The sequence below is a fragment of the Enterobacter cloacae complex sp. 385G4 genome, from assembly GCF_057320665.1.
The window spans coordinates 19,684-38,039 of record NZ_JBXWDD010000014.1; the positions used below are offsets into that span (position 1 = coordinate 19,684).

Below are 18,356 nucleotides of genomic sequence, written 5' to 3' on the forward strand. Positions count from 1 at the left end.
CTTTACTCCTTCTCTCGGGACTCTGGCAGATGCCAGAAATCGAAAAAATTAAACCAGTCGAGCGGCGACATCAGGGCGTAATGCTCCAGCCGCTGCGCGTAGCGATCGACGGTAGCCTGCAGCGCCTGCTGGCGTTCCCCGCGCGGCAGGATCAGCGGGTCGGCAAACGGCTCGCTATGCAGGACGAGCTTCCCCTGCTGGCGCAGGGCGAAAATCAACACCACCGGACAGCGCAGGATGGAGGCCAGGATAAACGGCCCCTGAGGGAACGGTGCGGGCTGGCCCATGAACGGGCTCCAGATCACCCGCCACTCGCCGCCACGCTGCGGGTTGACGGCGATGCGGTCACCCACGATCGCGACCCATTCTCCGCGCTCAAGCTTCTCTTTGATGGCAATGGCGGTGTCCGGGCCGATGTCGGTGACCGACATCAAATTCACGCCGGCCTGGGGCGCCATTTCGCTCATAATTTGCTTAAAACGCCGGGCGTTCTCGCTGAAGACCAGGGCGTTGATGGTTTTGCTGCCGTCCAGCTGGGCCAGCGCCCGGCAGGCTTCTACGTCGCCAAGATGCGAGGCCAGCAGCAGCTTGCCCTGCGGCGCCGCGATATTCAGCGTTTCGCTCGCGCCGGGAGCAAAGACCACGTCGCGCTTAAACTTCAGCTCGCCGCGCCAGCTGGCGACTTTGTCCAGCATCGCGTTGCCGAAGCGCATGAAATGGAAAAAGCTGTTGAGACGTGCTGGCACAGGCATGTTCCGCTGCATCAGCACCTGCTTCACGCGTGCAATCCACTGCCGCGAAGCCTGCCGCGCCGGACGCGCGATAAGCCAGTAGACGCCGATCACCGGCCACAGCAGCACGGTAAACGCCCGCCGCCCCAGCAGCTGCCAGACGCGTAGCATCAGGCGCATGCCCCACAGGCCTTTAACCTCGTCCTGCTGCGCCCAGTGTTGGCCGCGTCGACGGAAGAGCAGGCCGGGAATGCGCGGAAGCATGCCGAAGAACAGCCGGGTATGCATCAGGGAGATCCGCACGTTATCTTTCAACGCGTCGAAGTGGGACAACCCGTCCTGCGGATAGGTCACGCGGGTGGGCAGAAAGACGCTGGTGTTGCCCTGCCAGTAGAGACGGACCATTACTTCGGTGTCAAAGTCCATCCGTTTACCGAGCGTTTCACGCGCGGCGAGCCGCAGCGTGGGCGAGACCGGGTAGACCCGAAAGCCGCACATACTGTCTTTAAGCTGCAGGGATAAGGTCTCAATCCATACCCAGATGTGGGTGACCCAGCGCCCGTAGAGCCGCGAGCGCGGGATGGAATCATCGTAAACGGGCTGGCCGGAAATCAGCGCGTCCGGGTGGTGCTCCGCCAGCGCCAGCATTTTGGGAATATCTTCGATGGCGTGCTGGCCGTCCGCGTCCACCTGCAGGGCGTGGGTATAGCCCGCACGCGCGCACTCCTCCAGCCCCCTGATGACCGCGGCACCTTTGCCGGCGTTTTGCGCCAGACGGACCAGCGTCATCTGCGGCAGCTCCGCCGCCAGCCGCTCAAGCTCCTGGCGGGTGGCGGCTTCGCTGCCGTCATCCACCACCAGGCACGGCAGGCCAAACGGCGAGAGGCGCGACAGCACGCTGGCCATCGTTGTGCCGTGGTTGTAGCACGGGATCAGCACGCAGGGGCGGAAGGTTACTGACATAGACGAATTTTCCCGCTGCTGGCGGTATGGCGTTCAGCCCCGTCATGACGCAGGTAGCTGAAGGTCAGCAGTTTGCGCCCGGCATGCCACTCAAGCACCAGCGTCACCGTGGTTTCCGGCAGCAGAGGCGCCTGGAACTTCACGTTTTGAATGCTGTGAAAGCGGTAGCCCGGTGCCATTAAGGTCGTTGCGTAGTGCATCACCCAGTCGAGCTGCGCAACGCCGGGCAGCAGCGGCTGTACGGCAAAATGGCCCTGAAACCAGAACAGAGAGGCGTCGAGATGCAACACGATCTCCAGCTTCTCCGGCTGTGCCTGATGGCGCTCGATTTCATGAATTTTCATGAAATAACTCCTCTAACTGCGCATAGACACGCTTGTTCATACTGTTTACCGGCAACTCATCGACAATGCGCCAGTAGCGCGGAACGGCGACCGGCTCAAGCCACGGCAGCAGGGCGCGTCGCCAGGCGAACTCCTGCGCTTTTTTATCCTGCAGATGCCAGCGCTGACGAACCACCTCATCCAGCACCAGCAGGACGCCAATCCCCTGACGGCCCCCGCGCGTAACCGGCAGCGCAGCCGCCTCGCAAACGCCGTCGAGCTCCAGCAGGCGACGCTCGATCTCGTTAAGCGAGATGCGCTTTTCTTCAATTTTGACCACCCGCCCGCGACGACCGGCGATGCTAAACAGCCCCTCACTGTCGAAGTGGAGGATATCGTCCAGCTGGAGTCCTTCAGCCTCATGGATAAGCGGCGAAGTGACGCGGCAGGCGTCATCTTCCTGATGGAAGTTTACGCCGGGGAAGGGTAGCCACGGCAGGTTATCTTCCACGCGATGGCGCCAGGCGAGGATCCCGGTTTCGGTGCTGCCATAAATTTCGTCCGGCCAGATGTTAAGCCAGCCAACCGTGGTGGAGACGTCACGCCAGGGCAGCATTCCGCCCGCGGAAATCAGCATCCTGACGGGCGGCGCGGCCAGTTCGGTATCCAGGCGCTTCAGGAACGCCGGGCTGCTGATGAACAGGTAATGCCGGTCATGAGGAAGGGCGGCCAGCTGCTCAGCGTAGTAGAGCATCGCGGCATGCAGCGGCAGGCCCATCGCCATCGGCAGTACGATGCGAAATGTCAGGCCATAGAGATGTTGCGGGACGACGGAGGCCACAACGCTACAGCCAGCCAGACGTTCGCCGAAGCGGTCAGCCAGCAGGCGGGCTTCGCGATCCAGGCTGACGATGTGCTTAACCACCCGGCGCGGCGTTCCCGTGGAGCCGGAGGTGAACAGCTCGACGAAGCGGTTTTCGTTAATCTCCGGCAGGGGTACCCAGCGGGCGATCGTCTGGTGGCGGGAGGCTACCACAATCAGCTGCCCGTCAATATCGAGGGACCGATCGCTCAGGACGCCGCTAAACAGCGGCTGCTGCTCCTCAAGCAGCGAAACGCGGCTATGGCCGGGAATGACCGGCGTTTTACCGGCATGCAGCGAGGCCAGCAGCGCAACGATAAACAGATAGCTGTTTTCAAAGCACAGCGCCCAGCGCTCGCCTTCCTGCTGACGCAGGGTGTCGACCAGTAACGTCACGTCGTGGCGCAGCTGGCCCAGCGTCCAGGTACGATCGTCGAGCCAGGCGACGGGCGTGTCGTCAGGGCGGGGCGCGTTTAACCACTGGCCCAGCGGAAGGGGGTTATTCATTGTGCATCTCTTTTTTTATCACCCGCTGGCGCACCAGCCACTCTGCCGCCATCAGCGTCCCCATCAGGATGTAAGCCACCATACCGTTCCACAGCGTCCACAGGTGCATGTCGCCGTGCAGGACGGTATACAGCGCCATCGCCCCGTTGCCGATGAAAAATCCGCACCAGACGAGGGTCACCCTGCGGGTATAGCGCACGCCCTCCGGCGGCAAATTGGGCTCTCGCAGGCGCGCCAGGCGTTCGACCAGCGGCATCGCTGTCCAGAGCGAACCGCCGAAGACGGCCAGCATTACAAGATTAACGACCACAGGGTAAAACAGCAGCCACTGGTGGGTTTTCAGCAGATAGCTTGCCGCGCAGAGCGCAATCCCCGCCAGCGCCACGCACTGCACCACATACCGCATCGGGCCGGTGTTACGCCGCGCCTGACGCAGCCGCAGCAGCAACAGCAGCGCCATCACCGGCAGCAGCCACGGCAGGCTGTTATGCGTCAGCCCAAATCCAATCAGGAAGGGCCACGCCAGCAGCATCAGCCCCGTCAGAAGTGGGATGACCGGGAGCGTCCGTCCACCACGCACGGTGTCTTACTCTTCGCGCAGCAGCTGTTCGACGGCGTCTACCACATCCTGAACGGTACGAACCGATTTGAAGGTTTCCGGCTTGATTTTCTTACCGGTTTTCTTCTGCAGATGGACAATCATGTCCACCGCGTCAATGCTGTCCAGCTCCAGGTCTTCGTAAAGACGGGCTTCGGGCGTAATGTCCTGCGGGTCGATTTCAAAGAGTTTGGTCAGAAGGCCGCAGACTTCCTGATAAATGGTTTCTTGTTCGGTCATAGTTCACATCTCAGGCGCGTTGGGCGTGGATAAAGGACGCCAGGGTGGCGACGGAAAAGAAGTGCTGGCGCATCTCTTCGCTTTCGGCAGAAAGCACCACGCCATACTGGTTTTTCACCGCCAGACCCAGCTCCAGCGCGTCGATAGAGTCGAGACCCAGCCCGTCGCCAAACAGCGCGGCATCGGTATCAATATCCTCTGCGGTAAGCTCGTCCAGATTCAGCGTGGTGATAATGAGATTCTTAATTTCAAGATAAAGCGCTTGCATCATTAATTCCTGACAAAGATTGAAGGCCTGATGTTAATCGATGCTGCAGGTGCCGGTTTAACTGCCTTGCCGCCAGTGCCGGTTCTTGTTGCCTTGCATCGTAAAATTCGTCGATGTTCACGCGATCGCGCACATCGACGGTAAAGACAGGTTTTGCGGGCGGTACATCATACCAGCGGCTTTTTTTATCCAGCAGGTGCTCGCTGCAGTGGATGAGTACGATCCGCAGATCGCTGCGGCAGCGCACGGCGATATTTGCCGCGCCGCGCTGGAGGGACATCGCCTCACCTGGGCGGGTACGCGTCCCTTCCGGGAAGATTAACAGCGTGTCGCCCTGGGCCAGACGCAGCTGGCTGGCAGCGAGCAGAGGCTCGGCCTCGCTGTTAATCAGATAATCCGCCGCGCGGATAACGCCGCTGACAAACGGATTGCGCAGTAACGCGCTTTTCACCAGACAGTCGGTTTCGGGCATTACCGACGCCAGAATCACGTAGTCAATTAACGTAGGGTGGTTAGCCACCACCAGGCAGCCCCGATCGCCGCGCAGAGCATCAAGATTGTGGATGCGATAGTCCAGCACCCCGGTGCCGCGGGCAACGGTTAAGAAGAAGCGGAAGCTGGCCGCGATGCTGCGGCGCGCCAGGCGACGGCGTTTGGCGCGATCGCGCTGGGCAATCAGCAGCAGGTTGAACCAGACCAGCGACAGCAGCAGCCCGCCCGCGCCAAACAGCACGAAGCAGAATCCGGTCATGACCAGACGCCATAGCCAGTTGATCCGGGCGGTCAGGCGGTTCATTGGCGCGCCCACTGCCACAGCAAACGTTCGCCGGGCACCACAAACTGTTGTTCCTCACGGAGATAGCGTTGCAGGAACATCAGGCTTTGCGGCAGGGCGGCTTCCTCACCCGTGCTGCCGCTGCGGGTTTCGCACTGCCATTCGCTGCCGGCTTCAATCACCAGCGCCACCGCGTACGGCCAGGTAGGCATCTGCGGCGGTAACGCCGGATGGTAAAATTCCGGCAGCGCGCCGTCAAAATCCACCAGCAGGACGCGGGAGTAGCCCGCATGCAGCAGGCTCAGCACTTCACACAGGGCCTGCTGGAAGGTGTCCAGCCCGGCGGAAATGGATGACGAGACAACAGGCTGGCGAGCGGCGATCGTGAGATTGCCCACCGCGGAATTGTGCACGGACATGGCGAAGTCGGTAGGCGAGACGGCCTGCCCGGTCGCCAGCGTATGCAGAATACGGTAATTGCGCTCCAGCTCGCCGTGGCGGCTGGAATAGACGACGGCGTCTATGGCGTGGCTTTGCAGCATGGCAAGACCAATATCCACCGCCAGCTTACTGCCTGAGTTAAGGCGGCGCGCGGTCATCATGGGTAACGCGGTCAGGCGGGGTAGAGGAGCCGTCGGGTCGATGGTCGACTGCAGGCACGACCACGCCTGCCACTCTGCGGCATCGCTTAGTCCTGGCGCTCTTGCCTGCCAGTCAATAATGTTCAGTGAAAATTTCATCTACGCGCGTCCGCGGAATACCGTATTCAAAGGGCAGCCAGGCTGCGCTATTGTTCACGTTTGGTGCAAATTAACAGGGTATGACCTACCCCAAGGTTATCCAGCCGCTGTGCTATGCTGAAGCCCGCCCTTTCCAGGTAGTGATAAAACTTCTCTACGCTGTAAAACCGGCTATTGCCATTCGCCATACAGGTGAAATAGAGCGAGGTGGCATTCAGGCTGAAAGCCGCCGCTTCATATTTCTGGGCATCCCAGAAAAGCTCCATGATGCACAACCGTGCGCCAGGCTTCATGACCTCTGCGACGCGCGTCAGCATGGCGACAATCTGATCCGGAGAGAAACAGTCGAGGAACTGGCTCATCCACCAGACGTCGGCATCTCCCGGCAATGCCGACGGACTAAGCATATCGACAGCATGGAATCCAATACGATGAGAAAAACCTGCTTTTTCGATGTTTTCCTGCGCCAGCGCTATCTGCTGCGGGAGATCGAGGATCGTCACGGCAACATTGTCGTCATAGCGGCAGCAGCGTAACGACCATTTACCTGTATTTCCGCCCACATCGTACAATTTTGTCGGCGAGCTTGCGAATATATATGGCAACGCAGCGTCAAAAGCGGCGTCGGAATAGTAATGATCGAAGGCAAACCAGCTCTCTTTTGCCGGGGCAGGAAGCTGGGATAAAGCCGGATAGATGGTTGGCCAGTCGCCAAAGACGGATAATCCAGTCGGTTTTTCTTTCTGCAGGGCATCGGCCAGATGAAATAACCCCTGGTAACAGACGTCCTGCGTGAAATCCATATTAACGCGGGTCATGGTATCGTGGAGTAAGAAATGGCCCACTTTCGCCAGGAAATAACGACCTTCTTTATAAGTAATTATCCGCCCGCTTAATCCCATGTCTAACAATACGCTGACGGCATAACTGCTCAGGGTACTGTTTTCGGTTATTTCGTCGAGGCTCGCCCCCTTATTACCCTGTTTATCGAGCCAGGCGAGAACGCCCGAGTTACGCAGACAAAGCGCGGTCTGAAATAACATCGGCGCAAAAGCGATGCGTTGCGCTTCGGTAATGGCATCCAGCGCGCTGAGCGTGTCCTTTTCGTACATTGTTGCGTAACCTTTCAGGGTAAGAAATGAGGTTATCGGGCCATGTCCGGCCCGACTTTAGAAAAATATTACAGCGCGGCACCCGCAGAAAGGTTCAGCTGAATATCGTGGTCGAGGTTGTTCACCCAGCGGTTATAATTTTTGTGAATTTTACCGTCTGCCGCTTTCAGGTTCAGGCTGCTTTCGTAATTAATTGAATAACTTGTCGCAGAGTAGGGAATACGCACCTGGACCGAGTGATCGCGTGCCTGCAGACGGCCCTTAATCACGCCCGGGCCCGCTTCCGTCATGATCCAGTCACGCTTCTGGCCTGCTTTCAAAATGGCTGTTTTCACCTGATCGGCAGTATGACCCGCGCTCACGACAGAGTGAACCTGAGCAATAGGGGCGGTACGCGCACAGCCAGCCAGTGCGCCAACGAATACGGCGGCAGCGCACCATTTAACGAGCTTTTTCATCAACAACTCCATATCAATAATAACAATTAAAGGTAGTGTTTTTTACAAATAAGCATCACCAAGCTTAGGGATTAAGTCAGATGTGTTTTTAATCAATATTAATGTTTACATTACGTCGTCGCTAAGGCGGGGTATAATATCACGCAAAATAATTAATCATTCCGTTTTTTTAAATTTGATTTAAGGGATGTTGCATTTAAGCGAAATCTGGATGAGTTGATAAAAAACGGAAGGAATAAGCCTTAACGCAAATAAAAATACCGCGACGGTGAGCGTCGCGGTATTTGACGGTATAAACCCGTTTACACAGACAGATACGTTACCCCGGCAACCGGCTTTTCGGCCGCCCCGGCCCAAGCAGGATCGCCAGCTTGCTGCCCCCTTTGGTGGTTTCCATCCAGATTTTACATACGCTGGTCAGCGGGACCGACAGCAGCATGCCGACAGGGCCCAGCAGCCATCCCCAAATCAGCAAGGATAAAAACACCACCAGCGTCGACATGCCCAGCCGGTGCCCCATCATGCGCGGTTCAAGAATGTTACCCAGCACCATATGCACGACGAGGAACAGCGCTCCGACCAGCATACATTCGTAGAAACCGTTAAACAGAAACGCCTGAATCATCGGCGGCACGGCGGAAAGCACCGCGCCAATATTCGGCACGTAGTTCAGCAGAAACGCCAGCACCCCCCACATCAGCGCGAACTGGACGTCCATCAGCATCAGCCCCAGCCAGACAATAATCCCGGTCCAGACGCTTAGCAGCGTTTTCAGCGCCAGATATTTGGAGACGCCCTTTAAGGCGCGGTGTAGGCCGGCAATGTGTATTTGCGGGTTATTTAAAGCAAAGCGTAGCTTATACGGAACATGGCGCACTTCGAACAGCATAAACACCACCGTCATGACCAGCAGCAAAATGCTGGCCATCGCGCCGGAAAGGCCGGTCATCAGCGTGGTAGCGTAAGTCATGACCTTCTCGGAATCCATTCTGCGCAGCATCCGTTCTGGCGAAATATGCAGGTTAAGAAAGGGCATCATCTCCTGCAGCGCGACGATTTTACGCGTCAGCTCTTTATTGTACTGCGGCAACATGGTGGAGAATTCGCTCAGCGATGCCGCCAGTACGCCGAAGAGCGCCGTCAGGCCAATCAGCATCACGATAACCACGATGGTGATGGCCACCGGGCGGCTCACGCCCCGGCGTAAAAACCAGGTCACCAGCGGATTGAGGACAATAGCAAAAAAGAGCGCCAGCAGGAGCTGGACGATAATGTCAGCGGCAGCATGTATACCCGCAAGGATAACCACCAGACAGGCGAGTTTTAATAAGATGTGGAGTCCTGCTTTATCAGGCTGGGGAGCTAACATGCGTGTTCCTTAGTAAGATGACCCGATAAGTGTAGTGCCTTAGGGCCGCTTCGTCTGGCACCGATAATCTGAAAGTCGGGGCTGATTTTCTTATTGCTCCGTGGTAATAGTGAAACACTGTTGCAAAAAATTCAGGTAGAACCCCATGCCAGAACCTGCCGCCGAACCGGCGCTGAGCGGATTGCGCCTCAATCTGCGCATTGTTTCCGTCGTTATCTTCAACTTTGCCAGCTATTTAACGATCGGCCTGCCGCTGGCGGTTCTGCCGGGCTACGTCCATGACGTGATGGGTTTTAGCGCGTTCTGGGCGGGGCTGGTCATCAGCCTGCAGTATTTCGCCACGCTCCTTAGCCGCCCGCACGCCGGGCGCTACGCCGACCTGTTCGGTCCCAAAAGCATTGTGGTAGTGGGATTGTGCGGCTGTTTCCTCAGTGGTCTGAGCTACCTGCTGGCTGCCGCTACCAGCCACTGGCCGCTGGTCAGCCTGGCGCTGCTTTGCCTGGGCCGCGTCATTCTCGGGATTGGGCAAAGCCTGGCAGGAACCGGCTCGACGCTATGGGGTGTGGGGGTTGTCGGTGCACCACACATTGGCCGGGTTATCTCGTGGAACGGGATCGTCACCTACGGGGCGATGGCGCTCGGCGCGCCGCTTGGCGTGGCCTGTTACGCCTTTGGCGGCCTGTATGGACTGTCGCTGACCATTATAGCGGTCGCGCTTGTGGCGATACTGTTTGCGCTGCCGCGCCCGAAAGTGAAGACCAGCAAGGGCAAACCGCTGCCGTTTCGGGCCGTGCTGGGGCGCGTCTGGCCGTACGGCATGGCGCTGGCCCTGGCGACCACCGGCTTCGGCGTCATTGCGACCTTCATTACCCTGTTTTATGACGCCAAAGGCTGGGAGGGCGCGGCCTTTGCGTTAACCCTCTTCAGCGGTGCGTTTGTTGGCGCACGCCTGCTTTTCCCGAACGGTATCAACCGTCTGGGCGGGCTGAACGTGGCGATGATCTGCTTTACGGTAGAGATTGTCGGGCTGCTGTTAACCGGCATCGCCAGCGCGCCCTGGATGGCGAAAATTGGCGTATTCCTGGCGGGAGCCGGTTTCTCGCTGGTCTTCCCGGCGCTGGGCGTGGTGGCGGTTAAAGCGGTGCCGCAGCAGAACCAGGGGGCGGCGCTGGCGACCTATACGGTATTTATGGATATGTCTTTAGGCATAACCGGGCCGCTGGCGGGGCTGGTGATGGCCTGGGCGGGGGTACCGGTGATCTATCTTGCCGCGGCGGGTCTGGTGATAATTGCCCTGCTGCTGACGTGGCGGCTAAAAAAATGGCCCCCGGTGCAGGCACCGGAGGCCACGTCATCGTCGTGAAGGGTTACTGGATCACGATGGTGTTAATGATGTTTTCAGCAGCCGTCTGCGCTTTCTGCTGATCTTCCGCTGGCAGGGTGATCTGCAGGGTCAGCAGTTTGTTATCAACCTTGCCCAGCACCACAGAAGACCAGGCGGTCTGGCCTTTTGCGGAGATGATGCTGTCCAGCTGCTGCAGCTTATGGCCTTTCAGCTCGATGGATTTATTGGTTACCACCTGCAGCTGCGGATCGCGGCCGCGCTGCTGGTCTTCCAGACGTTTGGACAGGACGGCCAGGTCTTCGCTGGTGTCGTCGCCCACAATCACAATGACCGCTTTCTGGCCGGTTGCGTCGGAGTAAACATGCATGTTATTCGCCTGGGTGCCCAGCTTGCCGCTCTGGTCAGTCATATCGGCTGGCAGAGAGAAACTGAGTTTGCCATCCATCAGATTCACCGGCTGACCGGTCGCGTTGCTTTCTGCGGATGCGCCCTGAGCAGGCGTTTTCGTGTCGCTGTTATCACAGGCTGCAAGACCCACAACCAGCAGGCCAATCCCGACATATTTAACCAGATTGCGCATTGACTTCTTCCTTTCGATAAACGGCCATAGCGGCTCATTCACCCATCTTATCACAACTGATAAAGCGAACCCTTAACCAGCCTGCAATGCCGTGATTTCAGATTTATCTGCCAGCCTTTTCAGCAGCATATTCAGCAGCACGCCGTACATCGGCAGGAAGAAAACAATGCTGATGAGCACCTTGAAGCAGTAGTCCACCAGCGCGATCTCCATCCAGTGCTCGGCCATAAAGGCATCCGGGCTGCGCCAGAAGGCGATGAAGAAGAAGGCCAGCGTATCGCTTACGTTGCCGAACAGCGTGGACGCGGTCGGCGCCATCCACCAGCGGTGATTCTGACGCAGGCGGTTAAACACGTGCACGTCGAGGATCTGCCCCAGCGCGTAGGCCATAAAGCTTGCCGCGGCGATACGGGCGACAAACAGGTTGAAGTGTGTCAGCGCCTCAAAGCCCTGCCAGCTTCCCATGTAAAACAGGGAAGAGATCACGTACGAGATGAACAGTGCCGGAAGCATGACCGCAAAGATAATGCGGCGAGCCAGCGGTGCGCCGAAGATACGCACGGTCAGATCGGTGGCGAGGAAAATAAACGGAAAGCTGAACGCGCCCCAGGTGGTATGAAAACCAAAAATGGAGATCGGGAGCTGCACCAGGTAGTTGCTGGAGGTGATCACCAGCAAATGGAAAAGCGAAAGCCAGAACAACGCTTTTACGCGCTGTGATTCAGAGAACTGCGTCATATTGTGACCTTTTTATACGTTGGGGTGAGGGAACCCAATAAAAACCGCAGCATGATACTGCTTTGGCTGGACATTGCAATGGTTAGTTTTTGCGCAATCGTTAACCTGGTTTGCATTGCCCGCGCCGGGGCGTAAACTACTGCCGTTTTTATCTGACCGAGAAGATCATGACCGACCTGTTTTCCAGCCCAGACCACACCCTTGATGCCCAGGGCCTTCGCTGCCCGGAGCCGGTAATGATGGTACGTAAGACCGTGCGTAACATGCAGACCGGTGAAACGCTGCTGATTATTGCCGACGATCCGGCCACCACGCGCGATATTCCCGGTTTTTGTACCTTTATGGAGCATGAGCTGGTGGCGCAGCAGACGGAAACGCTGCCGTACCGGTATTTGATTCGTAAGGGGTAGGTGGGCTGTCCTCTGCGGCCTGATGCCCTCACCCCGGCCCTCTCCCACGGGGAGAGGGAGAAAGTCATCCTTTCATCCACGCCCGGATGCCGTCCAGGAACATCTGCGTCGCCATCATTACCAGAATCAGCCCCATCAGACGCTCCAGCGCGTTCACCCCTTTTTCACCCAGCAGGCGCAGGAACAGCGACGACTGCAGCAGAATAATAAATGTTCCGCCCCAGGCAATTAGCAGGGCAATCACCAGATGGCTCATCTGATTGGGATACTGATGCGACAGCAGCATCAGCGTCGCCAGAATGGTTGGCCCCGCGACGAGGGGAATCGCCAGCGGCACAATAAACGGCTCTTCGCCCGCGGGCAGGCCGCTGCTGCTGCCTTCGGCGCTCGGGAAGATCATCTTAATGGCAATCAGGAACAGAATAATCCCGCCGGAAATGGAGACCGTTTCGGCGCGCAGGTTCAGGAACGCGAGGATTTTTTCACCGGCAAACAGGAAGATAAACATCACCAGCAGGGCAATAAGCAGCTCGCGGATCATGATCGCCCGGCGGCGCTTCGGCTCGGTGTGCTTCAGCACCGACATGAAGATGGGCAGGTTGCCCAGTGGATCCATTATCAGGATCAATAAAACCGCTGCTGAAATGATTTCACTCATGTAAATTATCCCTGAAACTCTCTATGGTTATTATGATAATTAGCTGTATTTCTGATTGCCGGGCAATCATCGATTAATTTCGCTTGCGACTTTGGCAGCATTTTGTAATGTGAAGCATATCCCAGTTCAATACTGGCTTGCACAATCAGCACACACCCTCAGCAGGAAAAAAATGCTATGAAAAACGTTGGTTTCATCGGCTGGCGCGGTATGGTCGGCTCTGTACTCATGCAACGCATGGTTGAAGAGCGCGATTTCGACGCTATCCGCCCGGTCTTCTTCTCCACTTCCCAGCTCGGCCAGGCTGCTCCGTCCTTTGGTGGTACCACAGGCACGTTGCAGGACGCTTACGATCTGGAAGCGCTGAAGGCACTCGACATTATTGTGACCTGCCAGGGCGGCGATTATACCAACGAAATCTATCCAAAGCTGCGTGAAAGCGGCTGGCAGGGCTACTGGATTGACGCAGCCTCTTCACTGCGCATGAAAGACGATGCCATCATTATTCTCGACCCGGTTAACCAGGACGTCATCACCGACGGCCTGAACAACGGCGTGAAAACCTTTGTTGGCGGCAACTGCACCGTCAGCCTGATGCTGATGTCCCTCGGCGGCCTGTTCGCGCAGGACCTGGTGGAGTGGGTCTCCGTGGCGACCTACCAGGCCGCGTCCGGCGGCGGCGCGCGGCACATGCGCGAGCTGCTGACCCAGATGGGCCAGCTGCATCAAAGCGTCGCGACCGAGCTGGCAAACCCGGCGTCCGCCATCCTCGACATCGAGCGCAAAGTCACTCAGCTGACCCGCAGCGGCGAGCTGCCAGTGGATAACTTTGGCGTACCGCTGGCCGGTGGCCTGATCCCGTGGATCGACAAACAGCTGGATAACGGCCAGACCCGCGAAGAGTGGAAGGGCCAGGCGGAGACCAACAAAATTCTCGCCACCGCGAATACCATTCCGGTTGACGGCCTGTGCGTGCGTATCGGCGCGCTGCGCTGCCACAGCCAGGCCTTCACCATTAAACTGAAAAAAGATGTGTCTATTCCGACCGTGGAAGAGCTGCTGGCCGCGCACAACCCGTGGGCGAAAGTGGTACCAAACGATCGCGATATCACCATGCGTGAACTGACCCCGGCTGCCGTTACCGGCACGCTGACCACGCCGGTTGGCCGCCTGCGCAAGCTGAACATGGGGCCGGAGTATCTCTCCGCATTCACCGTCGGCGACCAGCTGTTGTGGGGTGCCGCCGAGCCGCTGCGCCGCATGCTGCACCAGCTGGCGTAATAATTTGTTAAACACAGGGGGTGATTGTCACCCCCTTTTTTTGCGTACTACATGGAGTAAAACGCAGATGTCTTATTTTTTATCAGGAGGAACCACGACGTTGGCTATGCTTTAAGGAAGATTTATTTCTCACCTGAGGGTAGGGCGGAGCAGAGAGGATCAACTGCACCGTTTAGGTCACATTAAAAGTCGTCCCGGAGCGCGTAAAAAGGGCGACATAAAAAAACAGGATGAATACCATGTCCGATCGTATTTCGAGAGACGTGATTAATGCGCTTATTGCGGGTCATTTTGCCGACCCCTTTTCTGTGCTAGGGATGCACCGTACAGAGGCCGGACTGGAAGTTCGGGCGCTGTTGCCGGATGCGACAGAAGTGTGGGTTATCGAACCCAAAACCGGCCGCAAGGTGGGTAATCTGGAATGCCTCGACTCGCGCGGCTTCTTCTCGGGCGTCATGCCCCGCCGTAAAAACCCCTTTCGCTATCAGCTCGCCGTTATCTGGCACGGCCAGCAAAACCTGATTGACGATCCCTACAGCTTTGGGCCGCTCTTAAAAGAGATGGACGCCTGGCTGCTGTCCGAAGGGACCCATTTACGCCCTTACGAAACGCTGGGTGCCCATGCGGATACCATGGACGGTATCACCGGCACGCGCTTTGCCGTATGGGCGCCAAACGCCCAGCGCGTCTCCGTCGTCGGGCAGTTCAACTACTGGGACGGTCGTCGTCACCCCATGCGCCTGCGCCGGGAAACCGGCATCTGGGAGCTGTTTATCCCCGGCGCGCACAACGGTCAGCTCTACAAATTCGAGATGATCGATGCCAACGGCAAGCTGCGTATTAAATCCGACCCGTACGCCTTTGAGGCCGAACTGCGCCCGAATACCGCCTCGCTGATATGCGGCCTTCCGGACAAGGTTGTCCAGAGCGAGGAGCGCAAGCAGGCTAACCGCTTTGATGCGCCGATCTCCGTCTATGAGGTGCACCTCGGCTCGTGGCGTCGCCACACGGATAACAACTTCTGGCTGAGCTATCGCGAGCTGGCGGACCAGCTGGTGCCGTACGCCAAATGGATGGGCTTTACCCACCTCGAACTGCTGCCGGTTAACGAGCACCCGTTCGATGGCAGCTGGGGCTATCAGCCCACCGGGCTGTATGCGCCCACGCGGCGCTTCGGCACGCGCGATGATTTCCGTTATTTCATTGATGCTGCGCACGCCGCCGGGCTGAACGTGATCCTCGACTGGGTGCCGGGCCATTTCCCGTCGGACGATTTTGCGCTGGCAGAGTTCGACGGCACGAAGCTGTACGAGCACAGCGACCCGCGCGAAGGCTATCACCAGGACTGGAACACGCTGATCTACAACTACGGTCGCCGTGAAGTGTCAAACTACCTGGTGGGGAATGCGCTGTACTGGATCGAACGCTTCGGCATTGATGCCCTGCGCGTGGATGCGGTGGCCTCGATGATCTACCGCGACTACAGCCGCAAAGAGGGGGAGTGGATCCCGAACGAGTATGGCGGCCGTGAAAACCTCGAAGCGATTGAATTTCTGCGCAACACCAACCGCATCATTGGCGAGCAGGTGGAAGGCGCCGTGACCATGGCGGAAGAGTCGACGGACTTTGCGGGCGTCTCCCGCCCTCCGTCATCAGGCGGCCTGGGGTTCTGGTACAAGTGGAACCTGGGCTGGATGCACGATACGCTCGACTACATGAAGCTCGACCCGGTTTATCGTCAGTATCACCACGATAAGCTCACCTTCGGGCTGCTCTACAACTACACCGAAAACTTCATGCTGCCGCTGTCGCACGATGAAGTGGTGCACGGCAAAAAATCCATTCTCGACCGCATGCCGGGCGACGCGTGGCAGAAGTTTGCCAACCTGCGCGCCTACTACGGCTGGATGTTTGCCTTCCCGGGCAAAAAGCTGCTGTTTATGGGCAATGAGTTCGCCCAGGGTCGCGAGTGGAACCACGACACCAGCCTCGACTGGCATCTGCTGGAGGGCGGCGACAACTGGCACCACGGCGTACAGCGTCTGGTGCGCGACCTGAACCTGACCTACCGCCACCACAAAGCGCTACACGAGCTGGACTTCGACCCGTACGGCTTTGAGTGGCTGGTGGTGGACGACCACGAGCGCTCGGTGTTTGTCTTTGTGCGCCGCGACAAGGCGGGTAACGAGATCATCGTCGCCAGCAACTTCACCCCGGTGCCGCGCGAACACTACCGCTTCGGCATTAACCAGCCGGGCAAATGGCGCGAGATCCTGAATACCGACTCCATGCATTACCACGGCAGTAACGCCGGTAACGGCGGGCTGGTGCAGAGCGATGCGATTGAAAGCCACGGGCGTCCCAACTCCCTGAGCCTGACGCTGCCGCCGCTTGGCACCATCTGGCTGATGCGGGAGGGAGAATGACGCAGCTTACGGCAGGTAAACCCGAACCGCTCGGCGCGAGTTTTGATGGAAAGGGGGTGAACTTCACGCTCTTTTCTGCTCACGCGGAGCGGGTGGAACTCTGCGTGTTTGACGGGGAGGGTAACGAGCACCGTTACGATTTACCGTCCCGCACGGGAGACATCTGGCACGGTTACCTGTCCGGCGGGCGTCCGGGAATGCACTACGGTTTTCGCGTACACGGCCCGTGGGAGCCTTCTCAGGGGCACTGGTTTAACCCGGCGAAGCTGCTGATTGACCCGTGCGCGCGCCGCGTGGACGGCGAGTTTAAAGACGACCCGCTGTTCCACGTCGGCTACGGCGAACCGGACCACCGCAACAGCGCGCCCGTCGCGCCGAAAAGCATGGTGGTGCACGATCTCTACGACTGGGAAGACGATGCCCCGCCGCGTACGCCGTGGGGCAACACCGTTATTTATGAAGCCCACGTCAAAGGGTTGACGTATCTGCACCCGTCGATCCCCAAAGAGATGCGCGGCACTTACAAAGCGCTTGGGCATCCGACGATGGTCGCTTACCTGAAGCACTTAGGGATCACCGCGCTGGAGCTGTTGCCCGTGGCGCATTTCGCCAGCGAGCCGCGTCTTCAGCGTCTTGGGTTAAGCAACTACTGGGGCTACAACCCGCTGGCGATGTTCGCTCTCGACCCGCGCTACGCGGTGCATCCGGAGAAAGCGCGGGACGAGTTTCGCGACGCGGTGAAGGCACTCCACGCCGCGGGCATTGAGGTCATTCTGGACGTGGTGCTGAACCACAGTGCGGAAAGCGATCTTGACGGCCCGACGCTCTCACAGCGCGGAATCGATAACCGTAGCTATTATTGGATCAGGGAAGATGGCGATTACGAGAACTGGACCGGGTGCGGTAACACCCTCAACCTCAGCCATCCGGCCGTTACGCATTACGCGTACGAATGCCTGAAATACTGGGTTGAGACGTTCCACGTGGACGGTTTTCGCTTCGACCTGGCGCCGGTGATGGGGCGCACCCCGGCGTTCAGCCAGCAGGCACCGCTGTTTGAGGCGATAAAAAACTGCCCGGTGCTCTCAACGGTGAAGCTGATTGCGGAACCCTGGGACATTGGTGAAGGCGGTTATCAGGTGGGGAACTTCCCGCCGCTGTTTGCCGAGTGGAACGACCACTACCGCGATGCCATCCGCCGCTTCTGGCTGGCGCGCGATCTGTCGCTGGGCGAGTTCGCCGGACGCTTTGCCGGCTCCAGCGATCTCTTTAAGCGCGACGGAAAACGTCCGTCGGCCACCATCAACCTGGTGACGGCGCATGACGGTTTTACGCTGCGCGACTGCGTTTGTTTCAATCAGAAACACAATGAGGCCAACGGCGAAGAGAATCGCGATGGCACTAACAATAACCATAGCTTCAATCATGGTATAGAAGGGTTAGGCGGAAGTCTGGATGTGATCGAGCGGCGACGCGCCAGCGTTCATGCGCTGCTGACGACGCTTTTGCTGTCTCAGGGCACGCCGATGCTGCTGGCGGGCGACGAGCACGGCCACAGCCAGCACGGCAATAACAACGCCTATTGCCAGGACAATACCTTAACCTGGCTCGACTGGGGGGAGGCGAACAGCGGGTTGACCCATTTCACCGCGGCGCTGATCCACCTTCGCCAGCAGATCCCCGCCCTTACCGCCGACAGCTGGTGGGAAGAGGGCGATGGCAACGTTAGCTGGCTGAATAAAGACGCGCAGCCGTTGAGCGCGCAAGAGTGGCAACACGGCATCACCTGCCTGCAAATCCTGCTTTCGGATAAGTGGCTGGTGACGCTGAACGCGACGGACGACGTCGCAGAGATTGTTTTACCTGACGGGGAGTGGCGAGCTGTTCCCCCCTTTGCCGGAGCGGATAATCCGGTAGTAATGGCTGTCTGGCACGGGCCTGCGCACGGAGTGTGCGTATTCCAAAGATGATA

General features: G+C 58.3%; 19 protein-coding genes. 5 read left to right on the top strand and 14 right to left on the bottom strand.

What is annotated here, in order from left to right:
• Positions 1–2: 2 nt before the first annotated feature.
• The 11 genes from AC2FAJ_RS21795 to AC2FAJ_RS21845 form a co-directional block, all read right to left on the bottom strand.
• Positions 3–1,694: a glycosyltransferase family 2 protein gene (locus AC2FAJ_RS21795; protein ID WP_485454515.1), complete on the bottom strand. Its 1,692-nt coding sequence runs from the start codon at positions 1,692–1,694 to the stop codon at positions 3–5.
• Positions 1,685–2,038, bottom strand: coding sequence for an ApeI family dehydratase (locus tag AC2FAJ_RS21800; RefSeq protein ID WP_041911887.1), 354 nt, complete (start codon positions 2,036–2,038; stop codon positions 1,685–1,687). The genes AC2FAJ_RS21795 and AC2FAJ_RS21800 overlap by 10 nt, the downstream gene beginning before the upstream one ends.
• Positions 2,025–3,386 carry a class I adenylate-forming enzyme family protein gene (locus tag AC2FAJ_RS21805; protein ID WP_485454516.1) on the bottom strand — a complete coding sequence of 454 codons (1,362 nt, stop codon included), beginning with the start codon at positions 3,384–3,386 and terminating at the stop codon, positions 2,025–2,027. Before AC2FAJ_RS21805 ends, AC2FAJ_RS21800 begins: the two co-directional genes overlap by 14 nt.
• Complete coding sequence (locus AC2FAJ_RS21810) at positions 3,379–3,966, bottom strand: COG4648 family protein (RefSeq protein WP_045631449.1); 588 nt, start codon at positions 3,964–3,966, stop codon at positions 3,379–3,381. Before AC2FAJ_RS21810 ends, AC2FAJ_RS21805 begins: the two co-directional genes overlap by 8 nt.
• Before the next feature lie 6 nt (positions 3,967–3,972).
• Positions 3,973–4,224: an acyl carrier protein gene (locus AC2FAJ_RS21815; protein WP_024908875.1), complete on the bottom strand. Its 252-nt coding sequence runs from the start codon at positions 4,222–4,224 to the stop codon at positions 3,973–3,975.
• 10 nt (positions 4,225–4,234) lie between these two features.
• Positions 4,235–4,492 (bottom strand): phosphopantetheine-binding protein, encoded by a 258-nt coding sequence (locus tag AC2FAJ_RS21820; RefSeq protein ID WP_028014701.1) that lies wholly within the window; start codon positions 4,490–4,492, stop codon positions 4,235–4,237.
• Positions 4,473–5,288, bottom strand: coding sequence for a lysophospholipid acyltransferase family protein (locus tag AC2FAJ_RS21825; RefSeq protein ID WP_485454517.1), 816 nt, complete (start codon positions 5,286–5,288; stop codon positions 4,473–4,475). Before AC2FAJ_RS21825 ends, AC2FAJ_RS21820 begins: the two co-directional genes overlap by 20 nt.
• Positions 5,285–6,007: a beta-ketoacyl synthase chain length factor gene (locus AC2FAJ_RS21830; RefSeq protein WP_048957385.1), complete on the bottom strand. Its 723-nt coding sequence runs from the start codon at positions 6,005–6,007 to the stop codon at positions 5,285–5,287. Before AC2FAJ_RS21830 ends, AC2FAJ_RS21825 begins: the two co-directional genes overlap by 4 nt.
• Positions 6,008–6,054: 47 nt before the next feature.
• Positions 6,055–7,119: a class I SAM-dependent methyltransferase gene (locus tag AC2FAJ_RS21835; protein ID WP_182034979.1), complete on the bottom strand. Its 1,065-nt coding sequence runs from the start codon at positions 7,117–7,119 to the stop codon at positions 6,055–6,057.
• A gap of 68 nt (positions 7,120–7,187) precedes the next feature.
• Positions 7,188–7,577 (bottom strand): lipoprotein, encoded by a 390-nt coding sequence (locus AC2FAJ_RS21840; RefSeq protein ID WP_048957384.1) that lies wholly within the window; start codon positions 7,575–7,577, stop codon positions 7,188–7,190.
• Between the two features lie 319 nt (positions 7,578–7,896).
• A complete protein-coding gene (locus tag AC2FAJ_RS21845) occupies positions 7,897–8,946 on the bottom strand; it encodes an AI-2E family transporter (RefSeq protein WP_041911893.1) in 1,050 nt (349 codons plus the stop codon).
• A 145-nt stretch (positions 8,947–9,091) separates the two neighbouring features.
• Here AC2FAJ_RS21845 and AC2FAJ_RS21850 point away from each other — a divergent pair, with 145 nt between their 5' ends.
• Complete coding sequence (locus AC2FAJ_RS21850; protein WP_252009298.1) at positions 9,092–10,309, top strand: MFS transporter; 1,218 nt, start codon at positions 9,092–9,094, stop codon at positions 10,307–10,309.
• Between the two features lie 4 nt (positions 10,310–10,313).
• Here AC2FAJ_RS21850 and AC2FAJ_RS21855 read toward each other — a convergent pair whose 3' ends face one another.
• Both AC2FAJ_RS21855 and AC2FAJ_RS21860 read right to left on the bottom strand, forming a co-directional pair.
• On the bottom strand, positions 10,314–10,871 hold the full coding sequence (locus AC2FAJ_RS21855) for a DcrB family lipoprotein (RefSeq protein WP_028014694.1): 558 nt from the start codon (positions 10,869–10,871) through the stop codon (positions 10,314–10,316).
• 72 nt (positions 10,872–10,943) lie between these two features.
• On the bottom strand, positions 10,944–11,609 hold the full coding sequence (locus AC2FAJ_RS21860; RefSeq protein ID WP_028014693.1) for a 7-cyano-7-deazaguanine/7-aminomethyl-7-deazaguanine transporter: 666 nt from the start codon (positions 11,607–11,609) through the stop codon (positions 10,944–10,946).
• A 167-nt stretch (positions 11,610–11,776) separates the two neighbouring features.
• On the opposite strand from AC2FAJ_RS21860, the gene tusA reads away from it, so the two are divergent.
• The gene (gene tusA, locus AC2FAJ_RS21865) at positions 11,777–12,019 is read left to right on the top strand and encodes a sulfurtransferase TusA (RefSeq protein ID WP_032653764.1); all 243 of its coding nucleotides are present in this window, start codon (positions 11,777–11,779) and stop codon (positions 12,017–12,019) included.
• Between the two features lie 64 nt (positions 12,020–12,083).
• Here the strand turns inward: tusA and yhgN are convergent, their stop codons facing one another.
• The gene (gene yhgN / locus AC2FAJ_RS21870) at positions 12,084–12,677 is read right to left on the bottom strand and encodes an NAAT family transporter YhgN (RefSeq protein WP_003861574.1); all 594 of its coding nucleotides are present in this window, start codon (positions 12,675–12,677) and stop codon (positions 12,084–12,086) included.
• A gap of 177 nt (positions 12,678–12,854) precedes the next feature.
• Here yhgN and asd point away from each other — a divergent pair, with 177 nt between their 5' ends.
• The 3 genes from asd (at position 12,855) to glgX (ending at position 18,354) form a co-directional block, all read left to right on the top strand.
• Entirely contained in the window at positions 12,855–13,958 is a 1,104-nt protein-coding gene (gene asd, locus AC2FAJ_RS21875; RefSeq protein WP_447087698.1) for an aspartate-semialdehyde dehydrogenase, read from the top strand.
• 239 nt (positions 13,959–14,197) lie between these two features.
• Positions 14,198–16,384 carry a 1,4-alpha-glucan branching enzyme gene (gene glgB / locus AC2FAJ_RS21880; RefSeq protein WP_045631445.1) on the top strand — a complete coding sequence of 729 codons (2,187 nt, stop codon included), beginning with the start codon at positions 14,198–14,200 and terminating at the stop codon, positions 16,382–16,384.
• The gene (gene glgX / locus AC2FAJ_RS21885) at positions 16,381–18,354 is read left to right on the top strand and encodes a glycogen debranching protein GlgX (protein ID WP_045631444.1); all 1,974 of its coding nucleotides are present in this window, start codon (positions 16,381–16,383) and stop codon (positions 18,352–18,354) included. The genes glgB and glgX overlap by 4 nt, the downstream gene beginning before the upstream one ends.
• Positions 18,355–18,356 lie beyond the last annotated feature (2 nt).